This is a genomic window from Bosea sp. AS-1, from assembly GCF_002220095.1.
Lineage (GTDB): Bacteria > Pseudomonadota > Alphaproteobacteria > Rhizobiales > Beijerinckiaceae > Allobosea.
Genome location: NZ_CP022372.1, coordinates 1,208,180 through 1,224,617 on the forward strand (window position 1 = coordinate 1,208,180; position 16,438 = coordinate 1,224,617).

The window sequence follows — 16,438 nt, forward strand, 5'->3', positions numbered from 1 at the left end:
ATTCAGGGGAAGGGAACGGCAATGACGCATCGCAGGACGATTCTGGGTGGCATGCTCGGGTTGGCGCTGGCCGCTTCGACGAGCGGGTTCGCGCTGGCGCAGGAGGCGGTGAAGATCGGCCTGATCCTGCCGATGACGGGGCCCTTCGCCTCGACCGGCAAGCAGATCGATGCGGCGGTGAAGCTCTTCCTCGCCCAGGAAGGCGCAACGCATGGTGGACGCAAGCTCGAGGTGATCCTGAAGGACGACGCCGGCAATGCCGACGCGACGCGCCGCATCGCGCAGGAGCTGGTGGTCAACGACAAGGTCTCGGTGCTGGCCGGCTTCGGTCTGACGCCACTTGCGATGGCCACAGCGCAGATCGCGACGCAGGCCAAGGTGCCGGAGATCGTGATGGCGGCGGCGACCGCCACGATCACCGAGGCTTCGCCCTATATCGCGCGCACCTCCTTCACCCTGCCGCAGGCTTCCGAGCCGATGGCGGACTGGGCTGCCGCGAATGGCATCAAGAAGGTCTTCACGGTCGTCACCGACTACGGGCCGGGCATCGATGCCGAGACCTCCTTCGCCAACAAGTTCAAGGCGGCGGGCGGCACGGTCGAGAGCGTGCGCGTGCCGCTGCGCAATCCTGATTTCGCGCCTTTCCTGCAGCGGGTCTCCGAGGCCAAGCCCGATGCCCTCTTCGTCTTCGTGCCTTCGGGCGTCGGTGCGCAGTTCATGAAGCAGTTCGTCGAGCGTGGCCTCGACAAGGCCGGCGTCAAGCTGATCGGCCCCGGCGACGTGGTCGATGACGATATCCTGGAAGGCATTGGCGACGTCGCGCTCGGCGCCATCACCACCCATCATTATTCGGCGGCACATGATAGCCCGGCGAACAAGGCCTTCGTCGCGGCCTTCCAAAAGGCCAATCCCGGCATGCGACCGAATTTCATGGCGGTCGGGGGCTATGACGGCATGAAGCTGATCGCCAAGGCGCTGGAGGCGACGAAGGGCGATGCCAGCGGCGACAAGCTGATCGCCGCGATGAAGGGCGCCTCCTGGGAGAGCGTGCGCGGGCCGGTCAAGATCGACCCCGATACCCGCGACATCATCCAGAACATCTATGTCCGCAAGACCGAGAAGGTCGGCTCGGAACTCCACAATGTCGAGTTCGCGACGATCAAGGACGTCAAGGATCCGGTGAAGGCGCGCAAGTGACCGGCAATTATCCGATCCAGGCGGATCGACGCGCATGCTGACCATCCTGTTCGACGGCATCGCCTACGGGATGGTGCTGTTCGTGCTCGGCTGCGGGCTCTCCGTGACGATGGGGTTGATGAATTTCGTCAACCTCGCCCACGGCGCCTTCGCGATGCTCGGTGGCTATGTCGCCGTGCAGGCGATGCAGCGCCTGGGCATTCCGTTCCTGGCGAGCCTGCCACTCGCCTTCCTGGCGGCGGCGCTGGTCGGAATCGTGCTGGAGCGGCTGATCTACCGGCCGATGTACGGCAAGAGCCATCTCGACCAGGTGATGTTCTCGATCGGGCTCGTCTTCATGGCGGTGGCCGGCACCGACTGGCTGATGGGCTCGACCCAGCAGTTCATCCACCTGCCGAGCTGGCTGCAGGGGCGTTTCGAGATCGCCGGCATCGGCATCGGCCGCTACCGGCTCTTCGTCATCGCGATCTGCGGCCTGCTCGCCTTCTCGCTGCAATGGGGCTTTACCCGCACGCGCTTCGGCAGCCGGTTGCGTGCCGCCGTTGACGATGCGCGGGTGGCGCGCGGGCTCGGCATCCCGGTCAACCGGCTGTTCGCATTGACCTTCGCGCTGGGCTGCGGGCTCGCCGGATTGGGTGGTGCGCTCGGCATCGAATTGATGGGGCTCGATCCCTCCTTTCCGCTGAAATTCATGATCTACTTCCTGATCGTCGTCACCGTCGGCGGCACCTCCAGCATCACCGGCCCCTTCTTCGCCGCCATGCTGCTCGGCGTTGCCGATGTCGTCGGCAAATATCTCGTGCCGGAGGTCGGCGCCTTCATCATCTACGCGCTGATGGTCGTGCTGCTGATCACGCGTCCGCATGGGCTGTTCGCGAGGGCGCGGGCATGAGGGCCGAGACTTTCGATCGTCGCGTGCGGCAGGCCCTCCATGCCGGGCGCCGCTGGCATCCGGCCGAGATCGCTTTCTGGCTGCTGGCTTTTGCCGCCTTCCTGCTGTTCCCGCGCAATCTGCTCCTGCTGAACGAGATCGCGATCCTGGCGCTGTTCGCGCTCTCGCTCGACCTGATCCTCGGTTATGCCGGCATCGTATCGCTGGGGCACGCCGCATTCCTCGGCATGGGTGCCTATGCGGCCGGGCTCTTCGCCAAGCATGTCGGGGGTGACCCGCTCGCCGGCCTCGTCGTCGGCATGGGGGCGGCCGGGGTGCTCGGCCTCGTCACCAGCCCCCTGGTGCTGCGCGGCACGGATCTCACGCGCCTGATGATTACGCTCGGCGTTGCGCTGATCCTCTACGAGCTGGCGAATTCCTTCGGTTCGCTCACGGGCGGTGCCGACGGGCTGCAAGGCATCATGATGGGACCGGTGCTGGGCCTGTTCGATTTCGACATCTTCGGCCGCACGGCCTACCTCTATTCGCTCTCCGTGCTGTTCGTGCTGTTCCTGATCGCGCGGCGGGTGGTGCATTCGCCTTTCGGGCTTTCCCTGCGCGCGATCCGTGACAATCCGCTGCGGGCCTCGGCCTCAGGTGTTCCGAACGCGCGCCGCCTCGCGGCCGCCTACACGCTGGCTGCCGCCTATGCCGGGGCGGCGGGGGCGCTGCTGGCCCAGACCACGCAATTCGTCTCGCTCGACGTGCTCGATTTCCACCGCTCGGCCGACCTGATGCTGGTGCTGATCATCGGTGGTGCCGGCTATCTCTATGGCGGACTCGTCGGTGCCATTGCCTTCAAGCTGCTGCAGGACGCGATCGCGACCTTCACGCCGCAATACTGGATGTTCTGGATCGGTCTCTTCCTCGTGCTCTTCGTGCTCGGCGGCCGCGAGATCATCCATGGCGTGGTCAAGACGGTGGCCGGTCGCTTGGCATGGTTCGGTCGGGGAGGAGCGCAATGACGGCCGCTCTGCAGACCTTCGATCTCGTCAAGAGCTTCGGCGGCATCACCGCAACCGATCACGTCGATTTCACGCTGGCAAAAGGGGCGCGCCATGCCCTGATCGGCCCGAACGGCGCCGGCAAGACCACCTTCGTCAACCAGCTCACCGGCGTGCTGAAGCCGAGCTCCGGTCGTATCGAACTGATGGGCGAGGACATCACGACGTTGTCGCGCGAGGCACGGGTGAAGCGCGGACTGGCGCGCACTTTCCAGATCAACCAGCTTTTCGCGACAATGACGCCATTGGAGATGATCGCGCTGGTCACCTCCGAGCGGCTCGGCCGCGGCAGCCAGCCTTTCCGCGCGCTCGACCGCGATCCGGAACTCGTCAGCCAGACCGCGGAGATCCTGACCTGCTTCCGGCTCGACGACATCATGGACCGGACGATCGCGACGCTGCCCTATGGCAAACAGCGCCAGATCGAGATCGCCGCAGCCTTCGCAGCCAGGCCGAGCGTTCTGCTGCTCGATGAGCCGGCTGCCGGCGTGCCGGAGGCGGAACGCCGCGAATTGATGCAAACCGTGGCGGAGCTTCCCGGCGACGTTTCCGTGCTGCTGATCGAGCACGACATGGACCTTGTCTTCCGCTTCGCGACGCGCATCACCGTGCTGGTCAACGGCCGCGTGCTGGCGGAGGGCACTCCGGAGGAGATGGCACGCGACCCGGCGGTCCGCGAGGCTTATCTCGGCGAGGATGCTCATGTCTGAGCTGCTCAAGATCGAGAAGCTCTGTGCCGGCTATGGCGAGGCGCAGGTTCTGTTCGACATCGACCTCGCGCTGGCGCAGGGGCATTCGCTTGCGCTGCTGGGCCGTAACGGTGTTGGCAAGACGACGCTGGTCAACAGCATCATCGGCGTCACGCGCCGGCGCGGCGGGCGGGTCGTACTGGCTGGGCGCGATCTCACCAGCGCTTCGCCGGAGCAGAGGGCGCATGCAGGCATCGGCTGGGTGCCGCAAGAGCGCAACATCTTCAAGTCGCTGACGGTGCTGGAGAACCTGAGGGCGGTCGCGCGGCCGGGGCCGTGGGATGTCGCGCGCGTCTTCCGCATGTTCCCGCGGCTGGCCGAGCGCAAGGCCAATCTCGGCAACCAGCTCTCCGGCGGCGAGCAGCAGATGCTGGCGATCGGCCGGGCGCTGATGCTCAACCCGAAGCTGCTTCTCCTCGACGAGCCGACCGAAGGGCTGGCCCCGATCATCGTCGAGGAATTGCTGAAAGCGCTGAAGGCCCTGTTTCGTGAGGAGGGGCTTTCCGCGATCGTCATCGAGCAGCATGCGCGCAAGATCCTCGAGCTGACGGATGACGCCATCGTGCTCGAACGCGGCCGGGTGGTCCTGGCCGAGCGCAGTGCTACGCTCATCGCCGAGCCCGAACGGCTCGAGCATCACCTCGGCCTTGCGGCCGCTGCCTGACCAAAAGAGAACCGGAGGAAACATCATGACCCAGAGGACAAAGCCGCCGTTCCGGGGCGATATGGTCGGAAGCCTGCTCCGCAGCGCGCCCGTGAAGGAAGCCCGCGCCAAGGTCGCGGCCGGCAAGATGGACAAGGCCGAGCTAACCAGGATCGAGGACGAGGAGATCCGGAAGCTCGTCAAGAAGCAGGAGGAGGTCGGCCTGCAGGCGGTGACCGACGGCGAATACCGCCGCGCCTTCTGGCATTTCGACTTTCTCGACGGCTTGAGCGGCGTTACCACCTACGAGACCGATGCCGGGATCCAGTTCAAGGGTGTCGCCACCAAGGGGCACGGCATCCGCGTCACCGGCAAGCTCGACTTCCCGGCGGACCATCCGCATCTGGCCCATTTCAAGTTCCTGGCCTCGGTCACCAGCCGCGTGCCGAAGATGACCATTCCGAGCCCGTCGATGCTGCATTATCGCGGTGGGCGGAAGGCGGTCGATCCGACCGCCTATCTCAAGATGGAGGACTATTACGACGACCTCGGCAAGGCCTACGCCAAGGCGATCAAGGCGTTCTACGACGCCGGATGCCGCTATCTGCAGCTCGACGACACCAGCCTGTCCTATTTCTGCGATCCCGAGCAGAGGACGATGCTGGCCGAGCGCGGTGACGATCCCGACAAGCTGATCTTCATCTATCGCGACGTGCTCAACGCTGCGCTGAAGGCCAAGCCCGCCGACATGCAGATCACCACCCATACCTGCCGTGGCAACTTCAAATCGACCTTCATCGCGTCTGGCGGCTATGAGCCGGTGGCCGATCTCGTCTTCAACCAGATCGATGTCGACGGCTATTTCATGGAGTGGGACGACGACCGCTCGGGCGGCTTCGAGCCGCTGCGCTTCCTGCCCAAGGGCGACAAGCAGGTCGTGCTCGGCCTCGTCACCTCCAAGTTCGGCGCCATCGAGAGCAAGGACAATCTCAAACGCCGGATCGAGGAGGCGGCGAAGTTTGCCCCGCTCGAGCAGCTCTGCCTGTCGCCGCAATGCGGCTTCGCCTCGACAGAGGAGGGCAACGTGCTGGCCGAGGAGGAGCAGTGGGCCAAGCTCGCGCGCATCCTCGAAACCGCCAGGGAAGTCTGGGGATGAGCGCGGAACCCTGCTTCGACATCGCCCATCTCGGCCATGTCGAGCTCTTCACCGACAAGCCCGAAGCGAGCCTCGATTTCTTCGTCAACATCTTCGGGCTGACGGAGAGCGGGCGCGAGGGCGATTCCGTCTATCTGCGCGCCTGGGACGATTACGAGTTCCATACGCTGAAGCTGACCGCGTCGAACACCACCGGCGTCGGCCATGTCGGCTATCGCGCTTCGAGCGAGGCGGCGCTTCTGCGCCGCGTCGCCGCGATCGAGGCGATGGGGGCTGGCATCGGCTGGAGCGAGGGCGATCTCGGCCATGGCCGGGCCTATCGCTTCCACGATCCGGACGGCCATATCTTCGAGATTTATTTCGACACCCACAAATATGTGGCGCCGGAGGGCGAGCGACCGGCGCTGAAGAACCAGGCCCAGCGCAACCATGGCCGCGGCTGCGCGGTGCGCCGGCTCGACCATGTCAATCTGTTGGCGCAGGACGTCGCCGCCATCCGCGATTTCATGCCGAAGGCGCTGGGCAGCCGGATTACCGAGCAGATCGTGCTGGATTCGGGCGAGGTCGGTGGCTGCTGGTTCACCGTCAACAACAAGAGCTACGACATCGCCTATACCCGTGACCATAGGCCGGTACAGGGACGCTTCCATCACGTCACCTATGCGGTCGACCAGCGCGAGCACATCCTGGAGGCGGCCGATCTCTTCCTGGAAAACGGCGTCTTCATCGAGACCGGGCCGCACAAGCACGCCGTGCAGCAGACCTTCTTCCTCTACGTCTACGAACCGGCCGGCAACCGCGTCGAGATTGCCAATGCCGGAGCGCGCCTCATCCTCGATCCGGACTGGCAGACCGTGACCTGGACCGAGACCGAGCGAAAGAGGGGGCAGGCCTGGGGGCTGAAGACGATCGAGAGCTTCCACACGCACGGTACGCCACCAGCGAAATAGGCGCAGAAGCGCGGATGAATCTCCCGATGCGATGAGATCTTCCCCTTCGCATGTTCCTCCTTCATCGCCTGGGCGATCGGAGCCCGCGCACGCCACGCCGCTGGGCTGGCGCCGCGAACGTCCTCGGCGGCCAGGTGGACAGGATTCCAAGTTCTGCGCTGCGAACCCTAGATAGTCGTATAATTATCGCTGTGGGATCACGGCTGAAAGGCACCAACGACACAGATCGCCGTTTGGTTCCATCAGCTCTCCGATTTCGGTGTGCAGCGCCTTTCCCGTTGCGATATCTCCGACATCAATTTGGTTCTGTTAACGAAACATTCTTGTCGTTCTGCCGTTTTGGGCAATAGCCTTGTCTTGTTTGATTCGACTGGGCCTATTTGATTCGATTGGAGAAACGTTTCATGGAACGACGCTCTTTCCTGCTGGGGCTGTTCGCCCTTTCCGCCGGCGCTGCGACCGTCGCCCTTTCCGAGAAGGCTGATGCTGCTGCGCTCGGCGCTGCCGCCCCGGCCCTCGGTGCCACCCCTTCGGAGAAGGCCGCGACGCTGCCGGACGGTACTCCGATCGAGCAGGCCCAATATTATGGCCGCCACCGCCGTCCGCGCCCGCGCCGTCAGGTCTGCACGGTTCGCCGCAACCGCTACGGCCGCCCTGTCCGCGTCTGCCGCTGGGTGTACTGATCGCCGGTTCGGATTGTCCTGCAATCCGATCGGGGCATGTTTGTATGAGGGGTGGCTTCCACGTCGCCTCTCATACCGCCAATATCCGGGCGATGGTGGTTCAGGCTGCCGTCGCCCTTCTGTTTCTCATCGACGCGGCAAAAGGTGAGGTCATGATCAGGACAACGATATCGATTGGCGCCATCGCGCTCTTCGTCGCGGGCTGCGTATCCAACCGCCCCGAACCAGCGCCCGTGCCGCAGGCCGGCGCTCCCAAGCAGATCAGGCATGATGGGGGGCAACTCGTGCTTCCGGACGGCACACGGGTCACGCCGGATTCGACCGGCGGCTTCCAGCTTCCCAATGGCGACTATGTCCGCCGGGATCGCAGCGGCGCACTCATCCTGCCCACCGGCGCGCGCTGCGCGGCGACGCCCGGCGGCTATACCTGCCCCTGACGGGGCTACGACCAACAGGTCCAAACGCCCCGCGGCCAACAGTGCGGCGGGGCGGCTTTCCGGGTTTTCCAACAGCTACATCGGGCGGCTATGCGTCGGTTGGCGGCGCTCGCCCCCGCCGGAACGAGCCGGCTTGCTGTCGTCCTCCTCATCGGGGAGGGCGTGGTTATGGCTGCGGAATGCCCAGATTTCCTTGGCGGCCTCCCAATGCTCCTTATCGCGGCCTTCCGGCTGCCCTTCCTGCATCCAGATGGCGTAGGCGATCTTCCGGATCTCGCGCTGAGACTTCTCGCTCAGGGTCATGCAATCCTCCATCATCGGCGACGGTCGGACCCCAGCAGGGCGGCCAACCGCCATGACGCCACATTGGAAGCAGCCGCCTGATCGGCGACCGCCGCGGCTTTCCCCTGGAGACCTTTGCGAAGCCGGCCCGGATCATGAATGACCCCGCTCCGTCTCCAGCCCGCCCTTCCTTGAAGGGGCTCGCTTCCGGGAGCGAGCAACTCTCCTCCATGTAGGGGCAGGCAAGAGATCAACAAGGCTGGGGCCCTGCTGTTCCCGCAATCAGGTCGGGAGGACGCGCGGGTGCCTGGGGGCGACTCAGGCCTTTGCCGGGTCAAGCACGGCGGAGGGCAGCGGCTCCGGTCGCGACTCGGCCGGGCGCCTCGCATAGCGCTGAGCAAGCGTGGCGCAGGCGAAGAGCTGGATCTGGTGGAACAGCATCAGCGGCAGGACGATGAGGCCGAGCGCCTGGCCGGGGAAGAGGATATTGGCCATCGGGATGCCGCTCGCCAGGCTCTTCTTCGAGCCGCAGAACACGATGACGATCTCGTCCTCCTTGGCGAAGCCCAGGCGGCGGCTGACGATGGTGGTGATCGCCAGCACGGCGGCGAGCAGCACCATGTCGAGCAGGATCACCACCACGAGATCGCTCACAGTGACCTGCGACCAGATGCCAGCGGCCATGCCCTCGCTGAAGGCGTCATAGACGACCAGCAGGATCGAGCCGCGGTCGACGATGGAGATCACGGACTTGTAGCGCTGCAGGAAGCTGCCGATCCAAGGGCGCAGGAGCTGGCCGATCGCGAAGGGCAGCAGCAATTGCAGCGCGATGCTCTTCATCGCCTCGCCGCTGAAGCCGACGCCCTTCGAATCGAGCAGCAGCATGACGAGCAGCGGCGTCACCACCATGCCGAACAGGTTCGAGACCGAGGCGCTGCACAGCGCGGCGGCGACATTGCCGCGCGCAATCGAAGTGAAGGCGATCGAGGACTGAACGGTCGAGGGCAGCACGCAGACGAACATCAGCCCAAGGATGAGCGTGGGCGAGAGCCAGGTGCCGAACGCCTTGGTCAGGCCGAGGCCGAGCACGGGGAAGAGAATGTAGGTGCTGGCGAAGACGAGGGACTGCAGCCGCCAGTGCAGCAACCCTTCCCAGACCGCCTTCGGCGACAGCCGCGCGCCATAGAGGAAGAACAGTAGCGCGACTGCGACCGAGACTGCATCATTGGCTACGACCGCTCCCTGGCCGCGCGCCGGCAGGATGATCGCGACAGCGACAGTCCCGAGCAGCGCGAGGAGATAGGGGTCGATGCCGAAGCGGGCGAGCGTGCGACGGATCATTCCGGGCCTTCCTGGAAACGCGAGGACGGCTTCCTAACAGATCACCAACTCATTTTGATCCGGACTGGACATGATATTGCTCATCATGAAACATGATGAGCATGAGCACCGATCCAAAGCCGCTCGATCCCGTCCTGCTGCGCAGCTTTCTCAAGGTCTGTGAGACACTGAGTTTCACCGAAGCCGCGCGGCAGCTCGGCCTGCGGCAGTCCTCCGTCAGCCAGCATGTGGCGCGGCTGGAGAAACGCGTGGGGCGCAAGCTCTTGGCGCGGGATACGCATGAGGTGCGCCCGACGCCGGACGGCGACGCCATCCAGCCTTTCGCCAGGCAGGTGCTGGAGGCAGGCAGCCGCATCGAGCACTACCTCAAGGGCTCCACCCTGCGGGGGCGGCTGCGGCTTGGCGTCTCGGAGGATTTCGCCTTCACGGCGCTGCCGGAGATCCTGGCGGAGTTCGCCATGCAGCATCACGCCGTCGATCTGGAGCTGACGGTGGGCCTGAGCGGCCGGCTCTACGAGCAATATGACGCCGGCGATCTCGACCTGATCTTCGTCAAGCGCCGCAACGGCGATGCCCGCGGCGTCGTTGCCTGGGAGGAGCGTCTGGTCTGGATCGGCCGGCCGGGTTCGCGATTGGCCGAGCAGCCGGTGGTGCCGCTGGTGCTCTATCCACCGCCGAGCATCTCGCGCGTGCATGCGATCGAGACGCTGGAGCGAGCCGGGCGAGCCTGGCGTGTCGCCTGCACCAGCGGCAGCCTGGCGGGCCTGCGCGCCGCGACGGTGGCAGGGCTCGGCGTCACCGCCCATTCGGCCCGGCTGATACCGCCGGGGCTGGCAGAGGTCGAACCGCGCGAAGCGCTGCCGCGGCTGGGCTCGATCGAGTTCGTCGTGGTCGGCGGGCAATCGCATGAGGAAGCGGCCCGGGCGCTCGCCACCAGCATCCTCTCGGGTTCCGGCCGCCTGTTGCCGCCGGAGAGTCCGGCGGGCAGACGGGGCCGATCCTAGAGCAGTTCCTGCATTATCGCATTTTCTTCACGCGAACCGGTGCCCACTTCGCTAGAAAATGCTTTAGACCGTCATCCGGTGCGAGAGTGTCTTGACGTTCATGTAGTGGTCGAGGCCTTCGGCACCGCCCTCGCGCCCATAGCCGCTGTCCTTGACGCCGCCGAAGGGTACCTCCGCCACCGAAGCTTCCAGCGTGTTGATCGAGACATTGCCGGCCTCGATGCCTTCGGCCAGCATGTCGGCGCGGGCAGCCGAGTGGGTGAAGCCATAGGCGGCGAGGCCGAAGGGCAGGGCATTCGCCTTTTCGATCGCCTCTTCGACCGAGCGCACCGGATTGATGATCGCCATCGGACCGAAGGGCTCCTCGCGCAAGGCGCGGGCGTCGTCCGGCAGCTCGGTCAGCACGGTCGGCGGGAAGAAATAGCCCCGATTGCCGATACGCTCGCCCCCGGTCAGGACACGGCCGCCGCGGGCGCGGGCATCGGCCGTCAATGCCTCCAGCGCTTCGATGCGGCGATGGTTCGCGACCGGGCCCATTTCCGTTGCGGCGTCGAGGCCGTTGCCGACGATGGTGCTGCGGGCCTTCTCCGCGAAGCTCTGCAGGAAGCGCTCGAAGATCGCTTCCTGCACGAAGAAGCGCGTCGGCGAGGTGCAGACCTGCCCGGCGTTGCGGACCTTGCGGCTGGCCGAGGCCTGCGCCGCGGCAACGGGATCGACATCGTCGCAGACGATGACCGGGGCATGGCCGCCGAGCTCCATCAGCACCGGTGTCATGTGCCGAGCGGCGAGCTCGGAGAGATGCTTGCCGACAGCGGTGGAACCGGTGAAGGCGACGAGCCGGGTCTGCGGTTTCGGGATGAGATATTCGGAGATCCGGGCCGGAACGCCGAAGACGAGGTTGAAGACACCGGGCGGCAGGCCGGCATCGTGGAGGGCGCGGGCTATGTGTAGCGCGCCCGCCGGAGTCTCCTCCGCCGCCTTGATGATGATCGAGCAGCCGGCGGCCAGCGCGCCGGCAATCTTGCGCGCGGGCTGGCTCATCGGGAAGTTCCAGGGCGAGAAGGCGGCGACGATGCCGACCGGCTGGCGCAGCACGATGTAGCGAATGCCGGGCTCGCTGGGGACGACGCGGCCATAGGTGCGCTGGCCTTCGGCTGCATCCCATTCAAAGAATTCGCAGCCCCGCACCACTTCGAGGCAGGCCTGCCCGAACGGCTTGCCGTGCTCGAGCGTGATCGCATAGGCGATTTCCTCGGCGCGCTGGCGCATCAGCGCTGCGGCCTTGAGCATGATCTCCCCACGCTCGCGCGGAGAAGTCCGGCTCCAGAGCTTGAAGCCTTCCGCTGCGGCGGCAAGCGCATCGTCGAGATCGGCATGGGAGGCGACGGGTACGGCGCCGATCACGCTTTCGTCGGCAGGGTTGAGAACAGGCAATTCCTCTGCCGTCTTGCGCCAGGCGCCGCCGATATAGAGCTTGAGATCGGGATAGGTCGTCATGCAGGCCTCGGCTTGCGGCGCGTTCAGCGTGATGTTCCGGGGACTGGTTCGCCGGTGTCGCGAGGACGATAGGTCGCGGCTCATTGCGCGATCCAGACAGATAAATCAGATAAATTCAGATTGGCTGGCTTATAAATAGCGAGAGCTTGCGGAAGCCTCCCGCCAGGCCCGTTTCAGCGCACGAGCGGTCTGATGCGGTTCTCGATCAGGCGCACCAGCCCGAGTGCCGTCATCTCCGAGGATTTCGGGTTCGAGGCCAGCGGCCGGTTCTCGATTGTGAGGTCGAGCTTGCCGAAGCTGCCGCGCACGCTGAGCTGGTGGCCGTTGCCGCCGGCCGCCGGATCGGCGACGAGCTCGACGCGGGTGCGCTCCAACCCGATACCGGCCAGTGCCGTGATCACCGCGACATTGGCGTTTTGCGGAAAGCGCGAGGCGGCCTCGCGTGCCGTGCCTGAGAAGAAGGTGATGGCCTGCGTCAGGCCATCGAGCGCAACGATGTTTTCCGCGGCTGTGCCGCGCCAGGCCTGCGGCGGCTTGACGATGCGGTGGATGACCTCCTCCAACGGAAGGAGCGAGGCGGCGGCGATGCCGTCGATGCCGGCGAGCGCGCCGGGCGGAATCAGCAACTGGCTGCCGTTCGATTCTGCCACAGCGAGCAGGCGGTCGAGCAGAGCCGCGTCGCAGAAGGCGCTGGTCGAGGCGACGGCGAAGGCAGGGGCGTGGGCAAGCGCCGCTTCGCCCCAGATACCGACAGCCTCGCGACCCGCCGCCTCGACGATGAGGTCGAGGTCGAGCCCGGCGAGGCCCTGTGGGTCGGCGATCAGCCGCGCGGCGGGCGGTGCAGCTACGACCTTGCCGGGATCGCGGATGCCTATGGCGGCGATGGCGATATCGTTCGTGCCGTTACGCTCAGCCAGCAGCTCGGCGATCCGCCGGTTGATAGCGCCCCAACCGATCAGAGCAAGGCGCAGCGGCTTGCGGGTTCGTGTCATCGTCCTGCCGTGGTCAATGCGAGGTCCAGCAAGGCGGCGCCATTGAGCCCTTCGAGCATGCTGAAATGATGACCGGGACAGATCAGCGGTTCTGGCGCCTGCCAGGCTGATGCGAGCCGGGCCGACTGCGCCTTGAAGGCAGAGCTTTCGCCTTCACCGACGGCAAGAGCGATGCGCGGCGTGCTCGGACGCGGATGGCCGAGGGGGCTCAGGCGTTCGGCACGGCCGGCATCGTCGAGACCGAGCAAACGGCCAAGCGGCAGATGTCCCAGCGGCTTCAGGTCGTAGAGCCCGGAGAGCAGCAGGGCCGAGGTGATCGGTGGGGCGTCCTGTGCGCAGAGCACCATGGCGGCGAGGTGGCCGCCGGCGGAATGGCCGGAGACATGCAGTTGCGACGCGTCGAGGCCGAGGGCGCCCGCTTCGCGGACAAGGAAGTTCAGGGCCGCGATATTCTGGGCGAGGCATTCTTCGAGCGGCGTATCGGGTGCGAGCCCGTAATTCGGCATGGCGACGGCGAAGCCGGCATCGAGTAGCCCTTGCGCGAATTGCGCATGCTGCACCTTGTCCGAGGCCTGCCAATAGCCGCCATGGATGAAGACGAAGACTGGTGCCCGGCTCGCGCCCGCGGGGCGGTAGAGATCGAGGGTCTCGAAGCGACCCGGGCCATAGGCGAGATCGACGCCGCCGCGGCGGGCGCGGAAGGCTTCGCCGTCGCGGCTCCATTGCCGAAAGAGCGCCTTCATATCGGCTTGCAGGCGTGGGCTGTATTGCCGGCCGAGCTCGCGCAGCGTGTAGCCTTCGACCAGCGTATCAGGCAAAGGCTGCGGCGCGGCGTGATGGGCACGGATCGTCAGGCCGGGAGCAGTTGCCGGGCGCAACATGATCGGCGGACGGAAGCCGGCGAAGACCTCGCGATAGGCCAGTTCGACGGTGTGGCGCGAAAGGTGGAAGGCTTCTGGGCGGTCCGTCTCCCAGATCATCCCTCGCAGATGGTGGGGGCCACAGCCGGCCGAGACCAGCCCGCTCAGGATGTCGCTCAGCGTGTCGCGCAGGGCTTCGACCGGGTCGGCCTCGGCGCTGTGCGCGACGATTTCGGACAGACCGCTTTCAGACGCCGACATAGCGATGCACCAGTTCGGCGTTGGCGGCGAGATCGGCGCTGGAGCCCGACCAGACCGTGCGGCCCTTTTCGAGGATGTAGTGCCGGTCGGCGATGCGCTTCAGCACGTTGATGTTCTTGTCGATCAGCAGGATGGACTGGCCCTGCGCCTTCAGCGCTTCGATGCAGCTCCAGATCTCGGCGCGGATCACGGGAGCGAGGCCTTCGGTCGCCTCGTCGAGGATCAGCAGCTTGGGATTGGTCATCAGCGCGCGGCCGATTGCGAGCATCTGCTGTTCGCCGCCGGAGAGGGTGCGGGCCGACTGGTCGGCGCGCTCCTGCAGGCGGGGGAAGAGGGCGTAGACTTGGCTTAGCGTCCAGGGCGAGGAACGCTTCAGCCGGTTCGAGGCGGTGGCGACGAGGTTTTCGCGCACCGAGAGCGTCGGGAAGATCTGTCGGCCTTCGGGCACGAGGCCAATGCCGCAGCGGGCGATCTTTTCGGGCGCGATGCCAGCGACGGCGCGACCCTCGAAGCGGATATCGCCGGATTTCGGTGCAAGCAGGCCCATGATCGAGCGGATGGTGGTGGTCTTGCCCATGCCGTTGCGGCCGAGCAAGGTCACGACCTCACCCTCGGCGATGTCGAGCGCGACGTCGAACAGCACCTGGCTCGCGCCATAGGCGGATTGAAGATCACGCACGCTCAGCATCAGGCGTCTCCCTCGCCGAGATAGGCGGTGCGGACCTCCGGGTTGTCGCGAATCTCATCGGCCGTGCCGGTGGCGATGACGCGGCCATAAACCAGCACGGAGATGCGGTCGGCGAGCGCGAACACCGCGTCCATGTCGTGCTCGACCAGCAGCATGGTGACACGGCCCTTGAGGCCCGAAAGCATCGTGACCATTTGCTCGCTCTCGGCATGGCCGAGCCCCGCCATCGGCTCATCGAGCAGGAGCAGGCGCGGCTCGCAGGCCAGCGCGATCGCGAACTCGAGCTGCTTCTGTTCGCCATGGGAGAGATCGGCGACCCGGGTCTCGGCCCGATGGCTCAGGCCTGCGGTCGTGAGATATTGCCGGGCGCGGCTGCGCAGCCCCTCGTCGCGCCGCGCATCGGCGAAGAAACGGAAGCTGTGACCCTCATGCGCCTGCACGGCGAGCGCGACATTGTCGAGCATGGTGAAGTCGGGCAGGAGCTGATTGATCTGAAAGGTGCGGGCAACGCCGCGGCTGACGCGCTCCGGCGTCGGCAGGGCGCCGATGTCCTCACCCGAAAGGCGGATCGCGCCCTCGTCATGGGAGAGTTCGCCGAAGAGCTGGGTGAGCAGCGTTGTCTTGCCGGCACCGTTGGGGCCGATCAGGGCATGGATCTCGCCCTCGATCACATCAAGATCGACGCCGTCGGTAGCGACGAGGCCGCCGAAGCGCTTGCGCAGGCCGCGGACGGAGAGGAGCGGGGCGGTCATCTCGCGCTCCTGCCCGGGAGCAGCCGGCCGATCAGCCCGTTGAGCCCGCCATGGGTGAAGAGCACGACCAGCAACAGGATCGGGCCGAGGACGAGCTGCCAGTGCTCGGTCCAGGAGGTCAGCACGGTTTCCAGCGTCACCAGAGCCGCTGCGCCAAGCAGAGGTCCGAGCAGCGCACCGACGCCGCCGAGAATGACCATGATCATCAGCTCGCCGGATTTGGTCCAGTGCAGCATGTCGGGACTGACGAATCGCATGTAATTCGCCATCAGCGCGCCTGCGAGCCCGGCTCCCATGCCGGAGATGACGAAGGCGGCGAGCTTGTAGCGATAGGGCGCGATGCCGATCGCGGCCATGCGCCGCTCGTTCTGGCGGATGCCGGCCAGCACCAGCCCGAAGCGCGAGCGCACGATCCGCCAGAACAGCAGGAAGACCAGCGCCGCGATCGCAAGGCAGATGAAATAGAAGGTGACGTCGTCGCGCGTGTTCAGGCCGAACAACGCGTTGCGGCGGCGGATCGTCATGCCGTCGTCGCCGCCATAGACCTTGAGCGAGACGAAGAGGAAGAACAGCATCTGCGCGAAGGCGAGCGTGATCATGATGAACTGCACGCCGCTGGTGCGTAAACTAAGCGCGCCGATGATCAGCGCGAGCAGCCCGGCTACAAGCACTGCCGCGGGCAGGGTGACGAGAAGCTGATCAGTGCCGGGAATGAGGCCGAGGAAAAGCTCGTCCCCGACATAGCTCTTATAGAGGATGCCGACGACATAGCCGCCGAGGCCGAAGAAGGCGGCGTGGCCGAAGCTCACCATGCCGCCGAAGCCCAGAGCGAGATTGAGGCTCGCTGCCGCAATGGCATAGATCAATACGCGGCTCGCCAGCGGCACCAGTGAGGGCTGACCAAGCGCCTGCACGACGAAAGGCAGCGCGATCAGCCCCGCGCCGAGCAGGAGAATGCCCAGCAGCGCACCGGGCGCTAAGGTGGCGGGTGCGGCCCGCTCCATGGCGTTC

18 protein-coding genes are annotated in these 16,438 nt (G+C 65.9%); 10 read left to right on the top strand and 8 right to left on the bottom strand.

What is annotated here, in order from left to right; genetic code table 11:
• Window positions 1-21: 21 nt before the first annotated feature.
• The 9 genes from CE453_RS07315 to CE453_RS07355 all read left to right on the top strand — a co-directional run bounded on the left by CE453_RS07315 (window position 22) and on the right by CE453_RS07355 (window position 7,750).
• On the top strand, window positions 22-1,197 hold the full coding sequence (locus CE453_RS07315) for an ABC transporter substrate-binding protein (RefSeq protein ID WP_089173981.1): 1,176 nt from the start codon (window positions 22-24) through the stop codon (window positions 1,195-1,197).
• 34 nt (window positions 1,198-1,231) lie between these two features.
• The gene (locus CE453_RS07320; protein ID WP_089173982.1) at window positions 1,232-2,089 is read left to right on the top strand and encodes a branched-chain amino acid ABC transporter permease; all 858 of its coding nucleotides are present in this window, start codon (window positions 1,232-1,234) and stop codon (window positions 2,087-2,089) included.
• Window positions 2,086-3,093 carry a branched-chain amino acid ABC transporter permease gene (locus CE453_RS07325; protein WP_089173983.1) on the top strand — a complete coding sequence of 336 codons (1,008 nt, stop codon included), beginning with the start codon at window positions 2,086-2,088 and terminating at the stop codon, window positions 3,091-3,093. The genes CE453_RS07320 and CE453_RS07325 overlap by 4 nt, the downstream gene beginning before the upstream one ends.
• Window positions 3,090-3,842, top strand: a complete 753-nt coding sequence (locus CE453_RS07330) for an ABC transporter ATP-binding protein (protein ID WP_089173984.1) — start codon at window positions 3,090-3,092, stop codon at window positions 3,840-3,842. Before CE453_RS07325 ends, CE453_RS07330 begins: the two co-directional genes overlap by 4 nt.
• Window positions 3,835-4,545, top strand: a complete 711-nt coding sequence (locus tag CE453_RS07335) for an ABC transporter ATP-binding protein (protein ID WP_089173985.1) — start codon at window positions 3,835-3,837, stop codon at window positions 4,543-4,545. Before CE453_RS07330 ends, CE453_RS07335 begins: the two co-directional genes overlap by 8 nt.
• Before the next feature lie 25 nt (window positions 4,546-4,570).
• Complete coding sequence (locus CE453_RS07340) at window positions 4,571-5,680, top strand: 5-methyltetrahydropteroyltriglutamate--homocysteine S-methyltransferase (protein WP_089173986.1); 1,110 nt, start codon at window positions 4,571-4,573, stop codon at window positions 5,678-5,680.
• Window positions 5,677-6,630 carry a catechol 2,3-dioxygenase gene (locus tag CE453_RS07345; protein ID WP_089173987.1) on the top strand — a complete coding sequence of 318 codons (954 nt, stop codon included), beginning with the start codon at window positions 5,677-5,679 and terminating at the stop codon, window positions 6,628-6,630. Before CE453_RS07340 ends, CE453_RS07345 begins: the two co-directional genes overlap by 4 nt.
• Window positions 6,631-7,034: 404 nt before the next feature.
• The gene (locus CE453_RS07350) at window positions 7,035-7,313 is read left to right on the top strand and encodes a hypothetical protein (RefSeq protein WP_089173988.1); all 279 of its coding nucleotides are present in this window, start codon (window positions 7,035-7,037) and stop codon (window positions 7,311-7,313) included.
• Between the two features lie 44 nt (window positions 7,314-7,357).
• Window positions 7,358-7,750 carry a hypothetical protein gene (locus tag CE453_RS07355; protein WP_157732936.1) on the top strand — a complete coding sequence of 131 codons (393 nt, stop codon included), beginning with the start codon at window positions 7,358-7,360 and terminating at the stop codon, window positions 7,748-7,750.
• 75 nt (window positions 7,751-7,825) lie between these two features.
• Here the strand turns inward: CE453_RS07355 and CE453_RS07360 are convergent, their stop codons facing one another.
• A complete protein-coding gene (locus CE453_RS07360) occupies window positions 7,826-8,053 on the bottom strand; it encodes a DUF2934 domain-containing protein (protein WP_157732937.1) in 228 nt (75 codons plus the stop codon).
• 297 nt (window positions 8,054-8,350) lie between these two features.
• Window positions 8,351-9,373, bottom strand: coding sequence for a bile acid:sodium symporter family protein (locus CE453_RS07365; protein WP_089173991.1), 1,023 nt, complete (start codon window positions 9,371-9,373; stop codon window positions 8,351-8,353).
• Between the two features lie 101 nt (window positions 9,374-9,474).
• Between CE453_RS07365 and CE453_RS07370 the strand changes: the two genes are divergently transcribed.
• On the top strand, window positions 9,475-10,377 hold the full coding sequence (locus CE453_RS07370) for a LysR family transcriptional regulator (protein WP_157732938.1): 903 nt from the start codon (window positions 9,475-9,477) through the stop codon (window positions 10,375-10,377).
• A 63-nt stretch (window positions 10,378-10,440) separates the two neighbouring features.
• Here CE453_RS07370 and CE453_RS07375 read toward each other — a convergent pair whose 3' ends face one another.
• From CE453_RS07375 to CE453_RS07400, 6 genes are all read right to left on the bottom strand, one after another.
• Complete coding sequence (locus CE453_RS07375) at window positions 10,441-11,874, bottom strand: NAD-dependent succinate-semialdehyde dehydrogenase (protein WP_089173992.1); 1,434 nt, start codon at window positions 11,872-11,874, stop codon at window positions 10,441-10,443.
• A gap of 173 nt (window positions 11,875-12,047) precedes the next feature.
• Entirely contained in the window at window positions 12,048-12,866 is an 819-nt protein-coding gene (locus CE453_RS07380; protein ID WP_089173993.1) for an aspartate dehydrogenase, read from the bottom strand.
• Window positions 12,863-13,987 carry an alpha/beta hydrolase gene (locus tag CE453_RS07385; protein ID WP_089173994.1) on the bottom strand — a complete coding sequence of 375 codons (1,125 nt, stop codon included), beginning with the start codon at window positions 13,985-13,987 and terminating at the stop codon, window positions 12,863-12,865. The genes CE453_RS07380 and CE453_RS07385 overlap by 4 nt, the downstream gene beginning before the upstream one ends.
• Window positions 13,974-14,675: an ABC transporter ATP-binding protein gene (locus tag CE453_RS07390; protein ID WP_089173995.1), complete on the bottom strand. Its 702-nt coding sequence runs from the start codon at window positions 14,673-14,675 to the stop codon at window positions 13,974-13,976. The genes CE453_RS07385 and CE453_RS07390 overlap by 14 nt, the downstream gene beginning before the upstream one ends.
• Complete coding sequence (locus tag CE453_RS07395; RefSeq protein WP_089173996.1) at window positions 14,675-15,427, bottom strand: ABC transporter ATP-binding protein; 753 nt, start codon at window positions 15,425-15,427, stop codon at window positions 14,675-14,677. The genes CE453_RS07390 and CE453_RS07395 overlap by 1 nt, the downstream gene beginning before the upstream one ends.
• On the bottom strand, window positions 15,424-16,431 hold the full coding sequence (locus CE453_RS07400; RefSeq protein ID WP_248308097.1) for a branched-chain amino acid ABC transporter permease: 1,008 nt from the start codon (window positions 16,429-16,431) through the stop codon (window positions 15,424-15,426). The genes CE453_RS07395 and CE453_RS07400 overlap by 4 nt, the downstream gene beginning before the upstream one ends.
• Window positions 16,432-16,438 lie beyond the last annotated feature (7 nt).